This is a genomic window from Pedomonas sp. V897 (assembly GCF_051304405.1).
In the GTDB taxonomy this organism is placed as follows: Bacteria; Pseudomonadota; Alphaproteobacteria; order Sphingomonadales; family Sphingomonadaceae; genus Pedomonas.
In genome coordinates, this window is record NZ_JBPPGG010000003.1 from 306,763 (window position 1) to 323,542 (window position 16,780).

The 16,780-nt window shown below is 66.6% G+C and carries 13 protein-coding genes; 2 read left to right on the forward strand and 11 right to left on the reverse strand.

Annotated features, from left to right (window positions below; genetic code table 11):
• Positions 1 to 133: 133 nt before the first annotated feature.
• The 8 genes from ACSJJU_RS10355 to ACSJJU_RS10390 form a co-directional block, all read right to left on the reverse strand.
• Positions 134 to 1,462, reverse strand: coding sequence for an aminotransferase class V-fold PLP-dependent enzyme (locus tag ACSJJU_RS10355; protein WP_435915347.1), 1,329 nt, complete (start codon positions 1,460 to 1,462; stop codon positions 134 to 136).
• 93 nt (positions 1,463 to 1,555) lie between these two features.
• Positions 1,556 to 2,371: a slipin family protein gene (locus ACSJJU_RS10360; protein ID WP_435915348.1), complete on the reverse strand. Its 816-nt coding sequence runs from the start codon at positions 2,369 to 2,371 to the stop codon at positions 1,556 to 1,558.
• A 3-nt stretch (positions 2,372 to 2,374) separates the two neighbouring features.
• Complete coding sequence (locus tag ACSJJU_RS10365) at positions 2,375 to 3,748, reverse strand: NfeD family protein (RefSeq protein ID WP_435915349.1); 1,374 nt, start codon at positions 3,746 to 3,748, stop codon at positions 2,375 to 2,377.
• 1,281 nt (positions 3,749 to 5,029) lie between these two features.
• The gene (locus ACSJJU_RS10370) at positions 5,030 to 5,344 is read right to left on the reverse strand and encodes a hypothetical protein (RefSeq protein WP_435915350.1); all 315 of its coding nucleotides are present in this window, start codon (positions 5,342 to 5,344) and stop codon (positions 5,030 to 5,032) included.
• Between the two features lie 71 nt (positions 5,345 to 5,415).
• Positions 5,416 to 6,003, reverse strand: a complete 588-nt coding sequence (locus tag ACSJJU_RS10375) for an RNA polymerase sigma factor (RefSeq protein WP_435915351.1) — start codon at positions 6,001 to 6,003, stop codon at positions 5,416 to 5,418.
• 423 nt (positions 6,004 to 6,426) lie between these two features.
• Positions 6,427 to 7,242 (reverse strand): TetR/AcrR family transcriptional regulator, encoded by an 816-nt coding sequence (locus ACSJJU_RS10380; protein WP_435915352.1) that lies wholly within the window; start codon positions 7,240 to 7,242, stop codon positions 6,427 to 6,429.
• A 793-nt stretch (positions 7,243 to 8,035) separates the two neighbouring features.
• Complete coding sequence (locus tag ACSJJU_RS10385; RefSeq protein ID WP_435915353.1) at positions 8,036 to 10,489, reverse strand: hypothetical protein; 2,454 nt, start codon at positions 10,487 to 10,489, stop codon at positions 8,036 to 8,038.
• Between the two features lie 164 nt (positions 10,490 to 10,653).
• Positions 10,654 to 11,883, reverse strand: a complete 1,230-nt coding sequence (locus tag ACSJJU_RS10390) for a serine hydrolase domain-containing protein (RefSeq protein ID WP_435915354.1) — start codon at positions 11,881 to 11,883, stop codon at positions 10,654 to 10,656.
• 136 nt (positions 11,884 to 12,019) lie between these two features.
• Here ACSJJU_RS10390 and ACSJJU_RS10395 point away from each other — a divergent pair, with 136 nt between their 5' ends.
• On the forward strand, positions 12,020 to 12,718 hold the full coding sequence (locus ACSJJU_RS10395; RefSeq protein ID WP_435915355.1) for a thermonuclease family protein: 699 nt from the start codon (positions 12,020 to 12,022) through the stop codon (positions 12,716 to 12,718).
• A gap of 6 nt (positions 12,719 to 12,724) precedes the next feature.
• Here the strand turns inward: ACSJJU_RS10395 and ACSJJU_RS10400 are convergent, their stop codons facing one another.
• Genes ACSJJU_RS10400 through ACSJJU_RS10410 form a run of 3 tightly spaced genes read right to left on the reverse strand, consistent with a single transcriptional unit; the run spans position 12,725 to position 15,277 of the window.
• The gene (locus ACSJJU_RS10400) at positions 12,725 to 13,336 is read right to left on the reverse strand and encodes a DUF938 domain-containing protein (protein ID WP_435915356.1); all 612 of its coding nucleotides are present in this window, start codon (positions 13,334 to 13,336) and stop codon (positions 12,725 to 12,727) included.
• A gap of 11 nt (positions 13,337 to 13,347) precedes the next feature.
• Positions 13,348 to 14,535: a pyridoxal phosphate-dependent aminotransferase gene (locus ACSJJU_RS10405; RefSeq protein WP_435915357.1), complete on the reverse strand. Its 1,188-nt coding sequence runs from the start codon at positions 14,533 to 14,535 to the stop codon at positions 13,348 to 13,350.
• On the reverse strand, positions 14,528 to 15,277 hold the full coding sequence (locus ACSJJU_RS10410; RefSeq protein WP_435915358.1) for an HpcH/HpaI aldolase family protein: 750 nt from the start codon (positions 15,275 to 15,277) through the stop codon (positions 14,528 to 14,530). Before ACSJJU_RS10410 ends, ACSJJU_RS10405 begins: the two co-directional genes overlap by 8 nt.
• Before the next feature lie 285 nt (positions 15,278 to 15,562).
• Here ACSJJU_RS10410 and ACSJJU_RS10415 point away from each other — a divergent pair, with 285 nt between their 5' ends.
• Positions 15,563 to 16,717, forward strand: a complete 1,155-nt coding sequence (locus tag ACSJJU_RS10415) for a Yip1 family protein (protein ID WP_435915360.1) — start codon at positions 15,563 to 15,565, stop codon at positions 16,715 to 16,717.
• Positions 16,718 to 16,780 lie beyond the last annotated feature (63 nt).

Genomic DNA, 16,780 nt, shown 5'->3' on the forward strand with positions numbered 1-16,780 from the left:
CAGGTTGCACAAGGTACGGTCGGCGGAACGCCTTGCGACAGTCCGCCAGGCACGCGTTGCCCGGAAAAATTAACAGCGTCCCCCGCTCCCGAATATCCGCCATTGTGGAAACGGAGGGTTCACACCCGCGCGCCTATACCGCCGCCAGTCCGCGCACCTCCGCCAGCGCCCGGTCGATGTCCGCAGGGCTGTTGTAGAGGCACGGCGTGAGCCGCACGTGCCGGGTGGCGTAGGGCGCAACCGACGCGACGATGCGGCGCTGGCGCAGCCTGTCCGCCGCCGCGTCCGCCGACAGTCCCGCCACGTCGAACGAGACGATACCCGCCGAAAGCTCCGGCCGCCGCGGCGTGTGCAGCGTGATATGGCGCATGCGGGCCAGCCCTTCCTTCAGCTGGGCCGCCAGCTCTTCGGTGCGGGCCTGAATGCGCTGCGGGCCGATGCTTTCGTGAAAGGCAAAGGCCACGGCCAGCGCCCACTGGTGCTCATAGGGCTTGAAACCGCCCGGCGTCAGGCGCGGGCCGCTGGCAACCCCTTGCGGCTCGCGCCCCGCAATCCATGCCGACCAGCTCTCCCCGTCGATGAAGCTGGGGATGGTGGGGCGCAGGGCGGCCCAGCCGCGCGGGCTGGCAATGACGATGCCGGTGCCGCGCGGGCCGAACAGCCACTTGTGGCACCCGGCCATGAAGAAATCGCACCCCAGGCTGCCGAACATCTGGTTCTGGTTGCCGAAGCCATGGACGCCGTCCAGCCCGAACAGCACCTGGCTCCCGGGCGGGCGGCTGGCGTTGATCCGCGCCAGCCCGTCGGCAATCCCGCGCACCGGGATTTTCAGGCCGGTGCTGGAGTGCACCCAGGTGAGCGCGACCACCCGCGTCTCGGGGCGCACCTCCCGCAGCACCCGGTCCGCCAGCATGTCCGGGGAGACCTGCCGGATGTCCTCGAACAGCGCGATCCGGCGCACCCGCGCCCCGCTGCGCGCCGCCGCCAGCCGCAGGGATTCGTGGGTCACGTAATAGTCCTGATCCGTCGTCAGCACCTCCTCGCCCGGGCGCAGCATCAGGCCGTGGTAGACCATCGCCACGCCCATGGTGGTGCTGTCGGTCAGCGCAATGTCCCTCGGGTCCACGCCCATGTAGCGCCCGGCCGCCGCCAGGGCTTCGCCGCGCAGGCGGCCGTTGTTGTCCTCAAGAAAGGAGGCGGGGCGGGCGTCCAGTTCGCGGCGGAAGGCCTCGATCGCCCGCCGCACCGGCTCCGGGTGGGCGGCAATCAGCATGGCGCTGAGGTGCACCTCGTCGGGGCTCAGCGGGAACTGCCGGCGGATCCCGGCCCAGTAGGCCTCCCACGCCGCCCGGGCGTCTCCGGCAACCGCCGCTCCCTCGCCCTGCCCGCAGGAAACACCTATAGACCCCGCACCCAGCGCACACGCTGTGCGGGCAAGAACCGTCCGTCTGTCCAGATCCATGCCGCTGTCCCGCACCTGCCCCGGCCACGCCCCGGCGCGGCCGCCTCCAGGGAGGCAACGCCCGAAAGCGGCCCCCGTTCAGAACGCCCCCTGTCAGGGGCGAACCGGTGGCGGCCCCGGTTGTGGCGGGACTTGCGGTTGCGGCGGGATCCCGCCCGCCTGCCCGCCGCCGAGGATGTTCTTGAACAGGCTGAACGGCAGCGGAAACACGATGGTCGAGCTTTTCTCCGTGGCGATATCCTGCAAGGTCGAGAGGTAGCGCAGCTGCATGGCCTCCGGCACCACCGACAGCAGGTTGGCTGCGTCCACCAGCTTGCGCGCGGCCTGCTCCTCTGCCTCGGCGCTGATGATGCGGGCGCGCCGGGCCCGCTCGGCCTCCGCCTGCCGGGCGATGGCGCGCACCATGCTCTCGTCGATGTCCACGTGCTTGATTTCCACGTTGGTCACCTTGATGCCCCACGCATCGGTCTGGCTGTCGAGGATTTCCTGGATATCCCGGTTGAGCTTGTCCCGTTCGGCCAGCATCTCGTCCAGCTCGTGCTTGCCCAGTACCGACCGCAGGGTGGTCTGGGCAAGCTGGCTGGTCGCCATCATGAAATTCTCCACCTGGATGATGGCCCGGTCCGCGTCCACCACCCGGAAGTAGATAACCGCGTTCACCTTCACCGAGACGTTGTCCCGCGAGATCACGTCCTGGCTCGGCACGTCCAGCACCAGCATCCGCAGGTCCACCCGCACCATCTGCTGGACGATGGGGACGAGCAGGATCAGCCCCGGGCCCCTCACGCCAGAGAAGCGCCCCAGCGTGAACACCACGGCCCGCTCGTATTCCCGGAGAATGCGGATGGCGGACGACAGAACGAACAGCACCAGCAAGACCAGAAAACCGTAAGACACGATGGAATACATGGCTCACCTCCTCGCCTGCGGCGGCGAATCCGCCTGCGGACCGGCATCGGCCGCGGCCACGAACAGCACCAGACCATCCCGGCCGTGAATGAAAACCCTCTGCCCCGGCGCCAGCGGCCCGCCCGCGCGCGCCTGCCAGCGCTCGCCATGCCACAGCACCTCACCCGCGTTGCCCGACCATTCCAGCACCTGCCCCGTCGCGCCGCGCAGGGCGGCATCACCAGTGGCCGCCCGGCGGCGATGGGCGCGCCACCCCACCCTCACCACCAGCGCGAGGAACCCGGCGCTGAGCAGCGTGACAGCCACCACCACGCCCGGCGACAGGCGAAAGCCCGGCACATCCCCATCGAACAGCAGCAGCGAACCGACGGCGATGGCGGCAATGCCGCCGATCCCCAGAATGCCGAAGGAGGCGGCGAAGGCCTCCGCCACCAGGAGGGCGATGCCCGCCAGCAGCAGCAGAATGCCCGCTGCGTTGATGGGCAGCAGGTTGAGGGCGAACAGGCCCACCAGCAGGCACAGGCCGCCGATCACCCCGGGCACGAACGTGCCGGGGGAGAAAAATTCGAAGATCAGCCCATAGAAGCCGACCATCAGCAGCAGGTAGGCGATGTTGGGATCCGTAATGGCTCCGAGCGCCCGGGTGCGCCAATCCGGCGCGATCTGCACGAGCGCCAGACCCCTGGTTTGCAGGCGCTGGCGACCCCCGGCGACCTGCACTTCCCGGCCATCCATCTGGGCCAGCAGGTCAGCCGTATCCCGGGCCATGAGGTCGATCACCCCTTGCGCGAGCGCCTCGCGTGCGGGCAGGCTCGCCGCCTCGCGCACGGCCTGCTCCGCCCATGCGGCGTTGCGGCCGCGCAGGTCGGCGAGGCTGCGGATATAGGCCACTGCGTCGTTGATCGCCTTGCGCTCGCCCGCGCCAAGTCCCTGTTGGCCTTCCTGCCCCCCTTGACCTCCCTGCCCGCCTTGCCCCCCCTGTCCCGGCGCGGGGCGGTCAGGGACGTCCTCGGGACCGGCCCCTCTGCCTCCCTCTCCGCCTCCTCGGGCTCCTCCGCCGCCACCGCCGCCCCCAATCGCCACGGGCGTTGCCGCGCCCACGTTGGTTCCCGGTGCCATCGCCGCCACATGGCAGGCATAGAGGATGAACGTGCCGGCGCTGGCCGCCCGCGCGCCGCTTGGGCTCACGTAGCAGGCGACCGGAATGGGCGAGGCGAGAATATCGCGGATGATGACCCGCATCACCGTGTCGAGCCCGCCCGGTGTATCCATGCGCAGGATCAGCAGGGCGGCGCGGCGACGCTGCGCTTCCGCCATGCCCTTGGCGAGGTAATCGGAGGTGGCCGGGCCGATTGCCCCGTCGATCTGCAAGACCACCGCTACGGCGTGCTCTGCGATGGCGCGATCGGCTATACCCCCGCCTGTCCCGTCCTCACGTGCCAGGCCGTGCCCCGCGGGCGGCGCGCGCAACGCCGGTGCCGCCTGTCCCTGCTGTCCCTGCTGCCCCTGCTGACCCTGCTGACCCTGCTGACCCTGCTGTCCGCCAGCGGGAACCGGGGAAGCCGCAAACGCAACCAGCATCAGGAGAAACACCGCCCACGCCGCCACAGTGCGCAGGCGGCGCCACACGCGCTGCCCACAATCACTGCGACGTCTTTCGGGCCACACCCGCAAGGCTCTTCCTCCTGCAACCGGCACCAACTGGGGGCACGCCCCTTGGGGAAAAAGCGAGGACTTGTCCGGAACCAGGTCATGCTCCCTGTTTCCCCTGCTCCCTGTTTCCGCCCTCATACGAACGGCAGCCATTCCCACCTGTTCCCGCGCAGAGCCGATCCGCGAGCAAACGTCCCCAACAAGCACGGTGACGATCCGATCGGGTTGCCGGACCTTGACCTCCCTGAATTTTCTTTCCCTGATTTCGTATTTCGTGACCTTGCGCCGCTGAGTGCCCGCCCCGAGGCAGACAGGCGAAAACGATACAGCGGTTACGGCACAGCGGTTACGGCGAGGGTTGAAAAAGACGTTTTGCGGGGTCCATCCCATACAAATCAGGACGAGAATACACTTGATAAAAATCGCCCTTTCAGGGCGAAGAAATTCAGGGCAAAGAAATTGAGGCCCGCCCAGCGCCAGAGCGGGCCTCCAGGTAAGACCAGCATTGCGTTTTCCGCTTTTTGGGGATCTTCCACCGCGCCCAAGATTGGGCGCGCCCCGCTGGTCTTTTTGTCTCGTCGTGCCGTACCGTGTCCGGCGTTACGGCGTCTTCCGGTGTGACGACTGCCGTCGTTTCTTTTCCCGGCGTCGTTCCTTTATCCGGCGTTGTTCCGTGCCTCCGGCATTGGTACGGCTGTAGTGGTACAAGACGTGGTGGTACGAGATGGGTGGTACGAGCAGTGGCCGGGAACCTGTGCTATCCGCGCCGGCTTCCTTCGGCCTTTTTCTGTCACTTCACTTTTTTATCACTTAACGTTTTGTGCCACTTCACTCTGTGAGTCACTTCACTTTGTGAGTCACTTACCGAGTATCACTTATCCCCTCTACTTTCGCATGCCCCTTGCGGCCCTTCGGGCATCCATGAAATCCGGAGGCCGGGTGGCAGGCTTTTTTCAAGAGACCCCGTCTTCATCCCCTTGACTGGTCTCTGCTGAAAGAGACGGATCACAGGCCGTTTTGTCCGAATATTTTTTCACAATACGTAAAATCTTTTTTCCCGGCACAAAAAGGCGCGCCCCCCGGCGAAACCAGCGCGCCCAGGGTGGCGCAGACGATCGCCATTGAGCCGAGAGTTGACGATGACGAGCGCGCCGCCTTCCGGCGGGCCGTGCGCCTTTTTTCCCGATAGGTCTCCAGCCGCTCCAGGGCCTCTCCCACATTGGCGGAGAGGTCAGGCCAGCTTGCCAGTTCGGACAGCCCCTCCCAGATCGAAAGTGTCAGCGGATCGGGCTTGCGCCCCTTGTTCACGCGTCTTGCCATGGTGCCCCCTTTGGTTTTCTGCCCCCAACCTCATGCCACTCGCCGGTGCGGGCCGCCCCACCCGCGCCCCTTCACACATCAAGGTAAGGCTGGACGGCGCGTGCCAGGCGTTCCAGAACCTGACTGAGTTGCGTGTGCACGGTGGAGCGCGGCAGCCTGTATTGCTCCGCCAGCTCCCGATACGTGGCATCACCGAACCGATATTGCAGGAACATCTCGAGCGTCCTTGGCGGCGTGCGGGCCAGCTCGCTGGCAATCGCCTGCCACGCCTCGCGCCCGATCGCGATCCGCTCGGGCGACGCCGCTTCGTCCGGCACCGCACGCAGATCCTCCTCCGCCACAAATTCCAGAACACAGGGCGCGCGGTAGCGGTCGAACACCAGATTCCGCACCGTGGATCGCAGGAAGGCCGCGATATTGCCGATCGCGCCCTTCTGCGCGTCCCGGCTGTAGAGGCGGAGGAGCGCGTCCTGCACAATGTCTTCCATATCCTGCCGCGAAAGGCGGAACCGGCCATGGCGGCGTACCTCCGCCGCCGCCGCCCGCATGACGACGCCGGTGTCGATAGACTGATCCCCGGAGACAGGCGGACATGGCGGCTCCGCCATCGGTGCGCGAGTCTCCCCGGACCAATCGATCTGTTTGAAATTGAAGGTCATTGGCGCCCCGTCGCTCGGATTTCTGGAAATGTCCGCCTGCCCTCGCCTCGGCTCCCGGGATGTCAGGCTCCCGGAGGGGATCTGGCGTGCGCGGCGCAACAGCGCTCCCGCCCGGCCGCTTCCCAGGGATCGAGGCAGGCCTGCCAGACGGCTTATTTCGTCCCGAATTTCCCTCCTTGCTTCGCGGCAAGAGTCTCGGCCCCGGCCCCGTCAGAGGCCGGCCCGAAAATGTCTCCAAGGCAGGGAGAAAATATCCACCGGAAGATGCCAGGCATAAAACCCCAGGTGATCTTATTGAGTGCGGAACTCTTGCTTTTTTTGACCGCGACGGGGCTTCACAACAGGTGGCCGGGCCGCCTTGTCAGACACGACGCCCTGACGGAAAAAAGCAGCCCGGCCATTGTCCAGTGCGGCGGTCCACCCCTAGGCCAGGGCCTGCTCGGGAAGACCGGCCTCCGGAAGGCCGGCAAGGTGGGCAACCGGCAGTTCGATCACGGCGTGACGAGGCGCTTCAGCGGGCCATGGTGCCACGTCCACACCCTCCTCCTCGCCGTGCGGCCCGCCCTGGATGATGCTGGCGGCCATGGCCACGGTCTCCCGCACCAGGTTTTCCTTTATCTCCATCAGGTTGTGACAGCCGAGCGCCACCATGCAGCTGCGGTCGAGATGACTTGAGACCGTCAGCAGAAACAGACAGGCATTGCCGACCCGGAGACGCAGCACGGCCGGCTCCGTCTCCGCACAGTAGGGCGCAATGGCGTCGTAAATGGCATTCAGCCGCGCACTGAGGAAGGCCGTCGCCGCCGCCGACGTCTCCGGGTCGTCATCCATCGCCAGGCGGCTGAGGAATTTCACGACCGTATTGCCCCATTGGGAAGCCCGCTTCAGATCATCCAGCCCCAGGATGAAGGCATGAAGAATCTGGAAAATACCGGCACGCTGGGCGTAGGCTGGCACGTCCACGGCCCAATGCCGGTCGATCATCTGGAGAATGGCCGTCAGCAGTCCTCCGCGGCTCTTGAAGTGATAGTGCACGGCGCTGATGTTGTGGCATTCGGCCCGTTCCACCACTTCCCGTAGTGGAACATTCGAGAACCCGCGCTGCGCACTGAGTGCAATCGCGGCCAGAATCAGCCGCTCCTTGGTCGAGCCTCCCCGCTCTCTTCTGACCCGGACTCGGGTCTTTTCCCTTTTCTTTGCTTTGGTCCCATTCGGCTCAGACACATCGCACGAGGCCATCGGACAGTCCTTTCTCGCCTGCTGGTTCTCACGTGACGACCGGCGCAACAGCACTGGCGCGGCGCAGCGGCCGTCCGTGATGTCCACAAGTCAGTTGAATGTGATGAACTTCTGGAAACGCCGACTCATCGCGGCGCCTGGGGTCCCCGCTTGAAGTCGGGACCATCGGAGAGATCAGGGCAGAACGCATATACCGTCACGGCCCGATCGCCCCACGGCGCGACGCATATCGCAACAGAACGACACCCTGTCCCCAGAAGTGGCGCTGGCGTGATAATGTCATTGATGAATATCGGACGCAACTCTCTACAATAATTTTTTGATCTAATATATTCGCCTAAAAATCATCTAATTTTATTAATTTAGCCAGATCTCCGGTGCGGCATTTCTTTTTGATTTTTCCAACAATAAATGTTTACGAATCGCTCCTTTATACCACTATTAGATGGATAATCTCCCCAATATTACAATATTTGGGCACTACATCTGCAAAACCCGATGTACACCGGGACCGCGATTTCTTCTCTCCGTGGGCCACGATGGGCTCACAGCCTTCCGCCCTTTATCGGCACGATGCGGAGACAAGGCGGCACGGTTGAATTCACACGCCGCCCTGGCGCCTTTTTTCTGCGCGCCCCGGGGCCGGATGCGGCATCGCCGCACGTCCGGACCAAGCCGCAGCCATCCCCTTCGACCAGAAGGCCCCCCGATATTTTTCGTCGATATTGCGGACTGCGCACATCGGCGCGCTGGCACAAAGACCAGGGGAAGACGCGCCCGCCTCCCGGGGCCTTCACCGCATGGCGGATTGGCCGGTGCGGCGCTGCGCCCTGGCGGCCATGGCCAACAGGCGGTCGAGCTGATTGTCGATCAGCTGATGCTGCTCGGCGAACTGCTTGTAGAGGCGTCTGGCGTCTGCTTCCGAGGAAGCGGCGGACAGCCGCTCGCGAATGGCGGCGAGCTTCTGCATGTCGCGGTAGAGCCGATTGACGGTGTCGCCGCCAACCTGGTCCTCCCCCTTGACGCGAAGAATGCCGCCGTGCGCTGCGAGCAGGTCCTGCAATTCGGCATAGCGGCGGTAATCCCGCGCGAGGCGGGAGTCGGCCCGGCTGAGCAGACGCAGCACCTCCGGCGCAGGCGCATTGCGATGGCTCGCCACCGCCGGCCGGTCCGTGCCCTCCAGCAGGCTGCGGAGGCCCTTCTCCGTCTCCGTCACCTCAAGCAGTGCTGCCTGTAATTGCGGGCCGCGCAGGTCGGGCGTCCCGAGCACGATGCGCTCCAGCCCTGCCAGCCGCCGGTTCGCCTCCCTGACCTTCTGCAACGCCTCGACGCGCCGCTCGCCGGTCAGGACAACGCCTTCGCTCTCCCGCCCGCTGGCGGCCCGCTCCACCGCCGCCGCCGTGCGACGGGCCGCCGCGAGCGCCGCACGGAAGTCCCTGCGCTCCCGCGCCTGGTCGCTGATCGCGTCGTTGCGCTCGGCGGCGTGCGCCTGCCCCGTCCGCAACGCCTCCCGGATCGTCGCCGCCTGGGACTGCACCTCGCCGAAGGCCGCCGAGATCGCGGCGAGCTGCCGGCTGGCGGCAATGGGGTTGGTCGGGGCCTCGGCGTTGGCGGCCGCCTTCAGCCGTTCCGAGGCACCCGCCAGAAGGTCGTAGGCCGTGGTGGCCGTGCTCTTGAGCAGGGTTGACTCGCTCCGGCCGTCCTTCGCCAGAATTTTTGTCAAAGCCCGGTAGTTTGCATCCGCATTGACGCGCAGCCGTTCGGCGGTCTCCACATATCCGGCAACGCTCGTCTCCCACGCTTCCCGGAGGGAGGCGCGCACGGCATTGCCCTGCTGCTCCAGCACGGACAGGAAGGAGGGCGCGACCGCTCTGCGCTGCGCCACGTCTGGCGCGGCGTAGAGCGCTTGCATCTCGGCGATGGCCCGCGCCACCTTCTCCGAGATCCGGCGCAAGGCCTCCTGCTGCTGCTCCGGCCACTCCAGCGCTTCGGCCTCCCGCACCTGCGCGTCGATGTGTTTTTGCGTATCGTGGGCCATGGCCAGCTCATGATCCAGCAGTAGCAGCGGCGCGGAGAGGGCCTGGCCGTCGGCGTTGCTCTCCGTTTGCAGGATGCGGCCGGGCGGCATGGCGACGCCCGTTGCCTCGGCCTTGTCCGGCAGGAACGTGCGGGCCTGGGACAGCGCCAGCAGGATTCCGCCCGCCATGGCCACGCCCCCGAGGCACGGCAGGATCATCGGCCCGGAGAGACGGGCCAGCAACCAGCGGGGGCGCGAGGGGAAGGACAGGCCCGCCGGCTCCGGCCCATCGGCGAGCAAACCGGTCGCCGGCGGCAGCACGCCCGGCGCAACCAGCATGCGCCCCGGCCGCGGCGCTTGCAGCAGCGGCTCGCCATTGTCCGGCCAGGCGGCGCACCATGCGCGGATCGTCTGGGGACGCTCCGACGGCACGCACGACAGGGCCGCGATGACGGCCTCCCGAAACACCGGGCTGTAGTCGCCCGCGCAGTCTGGCGGGAAATCCACGTCCCCGAGCTGCGAGACCGCCTCCGGCGGCGGCGCGCCCGTCATGCAATGGTAGAGAACGGCGGCGAGGGCGTAGATGTCGCTCCAGGGCCCGGGCGCCGCCACCGGCACCAGCAGTTCGATCGGGCTGTAGGCGCTATTGGCTTCGTCGTTCCATTTGCCGGAGGCAAAGCCCCCGGCAAACCCGGTGAGCAGCAGGCCATGCTCCTGACGCACGATCGCGCCCGGGTGGATACGCAGGTGGCAGATGCCCGCCGTGTGCAACTGGTGCAGCGCCATGGCCATCGGCCGGAACAGCGCGATGAGACTTTCCTCCGGGAACCGGGCGCCCGACGCCAGTTCAGCCGAAAGCGGCACGCCGTCATACCGCTCCATCACCATGTAGGCGGCGGCGCCCCGGGCGAACACGGTCTGCACCCGGGGCAGATGGTCTGTCGCCCGGGACGCCCAGAGCCCGGCCAGTGCCGCACCCTGCATGAGGAAGGTCTCGCGCCCCGCAGCGAAATCCTCCGCCGCGCCGCTGCGGGGGATGACGGCGCCGTCCGCCTGCCGCATGGCGAGGCTGGCGGGGAAGTATTCCTGCAAAAACGCCCCCTCCCCGGTTTGCAGATGCCGGGCCGCGTAGAGAACGGCGTCTTCGCTCATGCCGAGAACGCCCTCCACCTGCCAGTCGCGCACGATGGCACCGTCAGGCAAGGTCCGGGCGCAAACAGCCAGAGTCATGGATCCCCCAGAGTTCGTGACAGGTCCGCAAGCATGGCGCCGTAAAGGAACGGCCGGAACGATCGCCGGTTGCCTCACCGTCCAAGTCTGGTTTCCGCCCTGCGGCAAGAGAAGCGCTCGTCTGGCCGGTTTTCCGCCATTTTCCCGCGTCTGCCGGCATAAATTCAATTGCTTGTATTAACCAGTGCTGAATAGACCAGCGTCCGCAACTCCCGGCGAACGGGATAGGTGGAGGAGGGGATGAGCTGGCTAATGAAGAGGACGATCATGTCCTCCCGGGGATCGATCCAGAAGTAGGTGCTGGCCATACCGCCCCAGAAGAAATCGCCCGCACTGCCCGGCAGCAGTGTGAGCGCGGGGTTGAGGGTGGTGGCGAAGCCGAGGCCGAAGCCGACGCCCGCATAGGTGGACTCGCTGAACATGGACCGGGACAGGCTGTGGATGTCCTTGCCCCCCGGCAGATGGTTGGCCGTCATCAGCTCCAGGGTCTTCGGCGCGAGCAGACGCACGCCATCCAGCACGCCGCCTTGCAGCAGCATGCGGCAGAAGCGCAGGTAGTCATCGGTGGTCGAGACCAGCCCCCCGCCGCCGCTGGCCATGACCGGCGGGGACAGGAAGGGGCTCGCGGCGGGGTCATCCTGCAAGGTGAAGCCCCCGTCCGCTGTGGCCTGGTAGCAGGCCGCGAGGCGGCCTTCCTCACCCTTCCTCACCGAAAAGCCGGTGTCTTTCATGCCGAGCGGGGTGAGGATGCGGTCCTGAATGACGTCCTCGAACGGCTTGTCCGCGATCTTGCCGATCAGATAGCCCAGCACGTCGGTCGAGACCGAATAGTTCCAGGCCGTGCCGGGGGAGAATTCCAGCGGAAGATCGGCGAGCGCGGTGATCATGTCCTCGAGGCTTCCGCCCGGGGCAATGCCGCCGATACGCCGCGCCCGGTAGGCGGCATCGACCGGCGTTCGCTGCTGGAAGCCATAGGTCAGGCCCGAGGTGTGGCGCAGCAGGTCGATCATCTGCATCGGGCGCTCCGGCGGGCGGGTGCGAAAGGCGCCAGGTCCGCCGCCGTCGTAGACGCCCAGCCCCTCCCATGCGGGAATGAAGCGGTGCACCGGGTCGTCCAGCGCCACCAGCCCCTCCTCCACCAGCATCATGAAGGCGACGCTCGTGATGGGCTTGGTCATGGAATAGATGCGGAACAGCGTATCCTCGGCCAGAGGCCGGCCGCGCTCCACATCCGCCAGCCCGAGGCGGCTGCGGTGGACGATCTCCCCATGGCGGTAGATCAGCGTCTCGGCACAGGGCAGCTTGCCGGTCTCGATGTAGCGCGTCTGCAGGAACCGGTCCAAACGCGCCAGCCGCTCCGTGCAGAATCCCATGCGCCCGACCCGCTGGCTCATCGTTCTTCCCCTCGTGACCGCCACACAAAGGCGCGACTTCCTTGCCGCCTACCCAACGATCTTATACACCCCCCGCCTGATACACATCCTTTATTGATCTGCGACGGAGTTTGGTACCCTGCGTTGGAAGTCTCTCATGAGTATTGCTTTTCTCGTTGCTGCCGGCCTTGCCGCCGCCGTTGCAGACGGGAATTTCCTGAACCGAAGCAGCGCGGAGGATGCCCTGGTTGGTGTGCCGTCGGTGATTGATGGCGACACGCTGGACCTGCGCGGCACCCGCATTCGCCTCCATGGCATCGACGCGCCGGAGTCCCGCCAGCTCTGCCATGTCTCCGGCCGGGCCGTGCGCTGCGGCCAGAAGGCAGCGCTGGCGCTGGACGAACTCATCGGCCGCCGCACGATCCGCTGCGAACAGAAGGACAAGGACCGCTACGGCCGCATCGTCGCCGTCTGCAAACTGGGCGGTACGGACATCAACGGCTGGATGGTGGCGCAGGGTCATGCCCTCGCCTACCGGTCCTACTCCAAGGACTATGTCACCGAGGAAATGGAGGCCCAGCGTGCTCGGCGCGGGGTCTGGGCCGGGTCCTTCGACTACCCGTGGGACTGGCGGAAGGGCAAGCGCCTGCCCCTGACGGAGACGCCGCCCGTGCAAACCGTCACGGCGGGCGACTGCCCGATCAAGGGCAACATCACCGCCAAGGGCGAGAAGGTCTACCACACCCCCGCCAGCCCCTGGTATGAGCGCGTGACCATCAACACCGCCAAGGGCGAGCGCTGGTTCTGCACCGAGCAGGAGGCCAGGGCCGCCGGGTGGCGCGCCGCGCAATACTGACGGCCCTCAACGCCGCCGCAGGATCACGGAGAGGTTGTTGGCAGGCATTTCAACAACCTCCTCGAGGTCGAAACCGTGGCGCGATGCCAGCGCGGCCACATCCTCCAGGTTGCGCACGCCCCACGCCGGGTTCTGCTGCCGCAGGCTCTCGTCGAACGCGGCGTTGCCTGGCGCGGTGTGTGCACCGCCGCGTTTGTAAGGGCCATAGAGATAGAGCACGCCGCCCGGCGGCAGCAGCCGCTCCGCCCCGCGCATGAGCCCGATGGAGGCATCCCACGGGCTGATGTGGATCATGTTGATGCAGACGATCGCATTCGCCCGCTCCAGCGGCCAGGGCTCCTGCGTCACGTCGAGCGTGAGAGGCGGGCGCACATTGGAGAGCCCGCCATGCGCCGCCCATGCGGTGATGGAGGCGTGCGCGCCCGCATCCCGATCGCTCGGCTGCCACACCAGCCCCGGCAGGTGCGCCGCGCAGTGAGCCGCGTGCTGGCCGGTGCCGCTGGCGATTTCCAGCACCAGCCCCTGCGGTGGCAACACGCGGCGCAGCACCTCAAGGATCGGCCCCTTGTTGCGCTCGGCCGCCGGGGCGATCCGGCGGTCATCCTCCTCTTCCGGCACGGGAAGCCTCCTCACGACAGGAACGGGCGCAAGCGCTCCATCGCTTCGCGGAGCAGATCGGGCGAGCGGCAGAAGCACAGGCGCACAAAGCTCTCCGAGCCCTTGCCGAAGTAGAGGCCGGGCGCAAGCCCCACTTGCGTTGCGTTCAGGATATCGAGGCAGGCGGCGCGGCTGTCCGTCATGCCCTCGATTTCGAAGAACACATACATGGCCGCCTCCGGCCGGGCGCGCAGACGCACGCGCGGCATTTGCTCCAGCGCATCGCAGACGATTTCCATGCCCTGCTGGCAATAGCGGTTCATCTCCGCCACGAACGGCTCGCCCTGGCGAATGGCGGCGATGGCGGCGTGTTGCAGGAAGGTGGCGGTGCCGCTGGTGGTATATTGCACCATCATGGCAAGGCGCGGCCCCAGCGACGGCGGATGCACCAGCCAGCCCAGCCGCCAGCCGGTCATGGCCCAGGCCTTGGAGAAGCTGTTGATGATCAGCACCCGGTCCTCCGGCTCGCTGATGTCGAGGATGGTATCGCCGGCCTCCCGCCCGAACACGAGGCGGTAATACACCTCGTCCGCGATCAGCCAGATGCCGCGCGGACGGGCGAACGCAAGCAACTCCCGCTGGACCTCGAGCGGAACCATGGCCCCCGTGGGGTTGCCGGGCGAGGCATAGAAGATTGCCCGGGTGCGGGCGTCGCACGCGGCGGCGACCTTTTCCAGATCGAGCGTCCAGCCGCCCTCGCCCAGATCCATGCGGACCGAGCGCACCTCTCCGCCCAGCAGCCGGGTGATGCCGCCGATGTTCGGCCACACGGGGTCGATGACAACGATATTATCCCCCGGCTCCAGCACCAGCTGCACCGCGAGCATGATGGCGGGCATGCCGCCCGAGGTCACCGTGATCCGCTCCGGCCCGACCGTCGTGTTGCACAGGCGGGTGTGATAGTCGGCGAGGGTCTGGCGCAGTTCGGGAATGCCGTTCTGGTAGGTGTAGAACACATGCCCGTCGCGGATGGCCTGCGCGGCAGCCTCGCCCACAAACGCCGGGGTGGGCAGGTCGCCTTCGCCAAACCACAACGGCACCACGTTGGCCTTGTCGAACGCCTGCTTGGCAATGTTGGCGATGTTGTCCAGCGAGACAGCCGCCACATGCGGCGCGACACCTGCCAGCGGGTCGATCGGTTTGCCTGCCGTGTCAGCCATGCGCACTCTCCTCCTTCTTTACAAACGCGGCACGGGCAGCGGCGAACCCTTGCCGCAGCAGGCCGACATCATCTCCCGCAATGACAAACCGGAATCCCTGGCGGGCGCGGGCGCGCGCCGCCTCCGCATGTGGCGTGTAGATGCCGCAGGGAACGCCCGCCGCCGCGCAGGCCGCGCGAATTGTCTCAAGGGCGTGCTCGAGCGCCGCGCCGTCATCGCCAATCGACAGGGACAGGTCGCCCGCGCCGATGAACACCATGTCGATGCCCGGCGTCGCGGCAATGGCCGCCGCATTGGCAAGGCCGGTAGCCGTCTCGATCATCACGCACACCAGTGTCCCGGACCGGCTGCGCTCGACATAGCCCTTCATGTCCCGCAGCGGGCGGACCCCGCCGCCGCTGCGTTCTCCGTCCGGCGGATAGCGCGAGGCGGCAACGGCGGCGGCGGCCTCAGCCGCTGTCTCCACAAGCGGCACGATCACGCCCTCGGCCCCCGCATCGAGCGCGGCGCCGATCAGCTCCGGCCGGTTGCGGGCCACCCGCACCAGCACCGGGCAGGGGCTCGCCAGCCGGACAGCCCATTCCAGCGTGGCACGCTCCCACAGGCCATGCTGCGCATCCAGCACGATGGCGTCGGCCCCGCTCTCTGCGGCCAGTTCCGCCACCGCCGGCGTGCCGAGACTGAGCCACAAGCCGGCTGTCGACTCCCCTGCCCGCCAGCGCGGGCCAAGACTGCAATTCATGGCAGTACTTCTCCCCTTTTTGCGGCAATCTGCCACACCACGGGATGAAGTCCACCGCACATTCCGGCATGCTGCCCCGAAATTGCCCGACCCGTCGCAAGCCTCTCTTTTTCCTGCTACTATCGGTTGATTTTTACGCGCTCTGATAGCAATCCTGCGCAAAGCGATGTAATGTTCAGAAATTAACCAGCAGCCGGTGGCAGCAACACTGCCGGGGATCGGGCATTTGCCGGTTGCTTGCCTTGCCCAGTGACAGCGCGGGCAAGGAAAACGGGGGGAGACAACATGGAATCCGGTACAGCTCAACCATCCGTCTGGTCCGGCCTGATTGCGCGGATCAAGTCCATTCTGCTGACCCCGGGCGCGGCCTGGGACCAGATCGACGCCGAGCCCGTATCGGCCAGCCAGATCTACCGCAATTTCGTCCTGCCCGTCGCGGCCATTCCCGCGGTTGCAGGGTTCATCGGCTCGCAGGTGTTCGGCACGTCGATTCTCGGCGTCACCTTCCGGCCCAGTTTCGGCAGCGCACTGGTCGGCGCCCTGCTGCAATATGTGCTGACCCTCGCCGGCGTTTACGTGCTGGCGCTGATCATCGATGCCCTTGCGCCCACCTTCAATGGTGTGCGCGATCGCATCCAGGCCCTCAAGGTTGCGGCCTATTCCGCGACCGCCGCCTGGGTTGCCGGCATCTTCAACCTGATCCCGGCCATTGCCCTGTTGTCCATCCTTGGACTGTACAGCCTTTACCTGCTCTATCTCGGCCTGCCCAAGCTCATGAAGGCACCCGAGGAGAAGGCCATGGCCTATACGGTGGTGACAATCATCGCGGCCGTTGTGGTGTGGCTGGTCATCGGGGCGCTTGTGGGCGCGATGACCCCCCGTTTCGGGGACGGCACCGTGAAGATCGGGTCGGAGGCCTCGGTTGATCTCGGCAAGCTCGACGAAGCCAGCCGCCAGGTTCAGGCCGTCGCGGAAGCGCTGGAGAAAAGCCAGAATGCCGAGCCCATCGCTCCCAGCCGCCTCGAAGCCCTGCTGCCTGCCTCATTCGCCAGCATGGAACGGGTGAGCCTTGAGTCTGCCTCGGGCGGGATCGGCGGCATTGGCGGATCGTCCGTCACCGCCAGATACGACAGGGACGACGCAAGCGTCACGGTGCAGATCACCGACCTTGCGGCCATGGGCGGATTTGCGGCGTTGGGGTCGGGCCTCAACATCGAGAGCAACCGGACCACCGCCAATGGCTACGAGCGCGTGGGCAAGGTGGACGGCCGCATGGTCACCGAGACCTGGGACGAGCCCTCGCGCAGCGGCAGCTACAGCGTGATCGTCGCCAACCGCTTTGTGGTGCAGGCGGATGCCCGGGGGGTCGACATGGACACGCTCAAGAAGGCCGTGTCCCGCATCGATTACAAGACGCTGGAAAAACTGGCGTCCCGCTGAGTTCTTTTCCTGAAGAACCTGCCGCCCGGCCGGTGCCGGGACATGCCCGGGAGCAGGAGATAA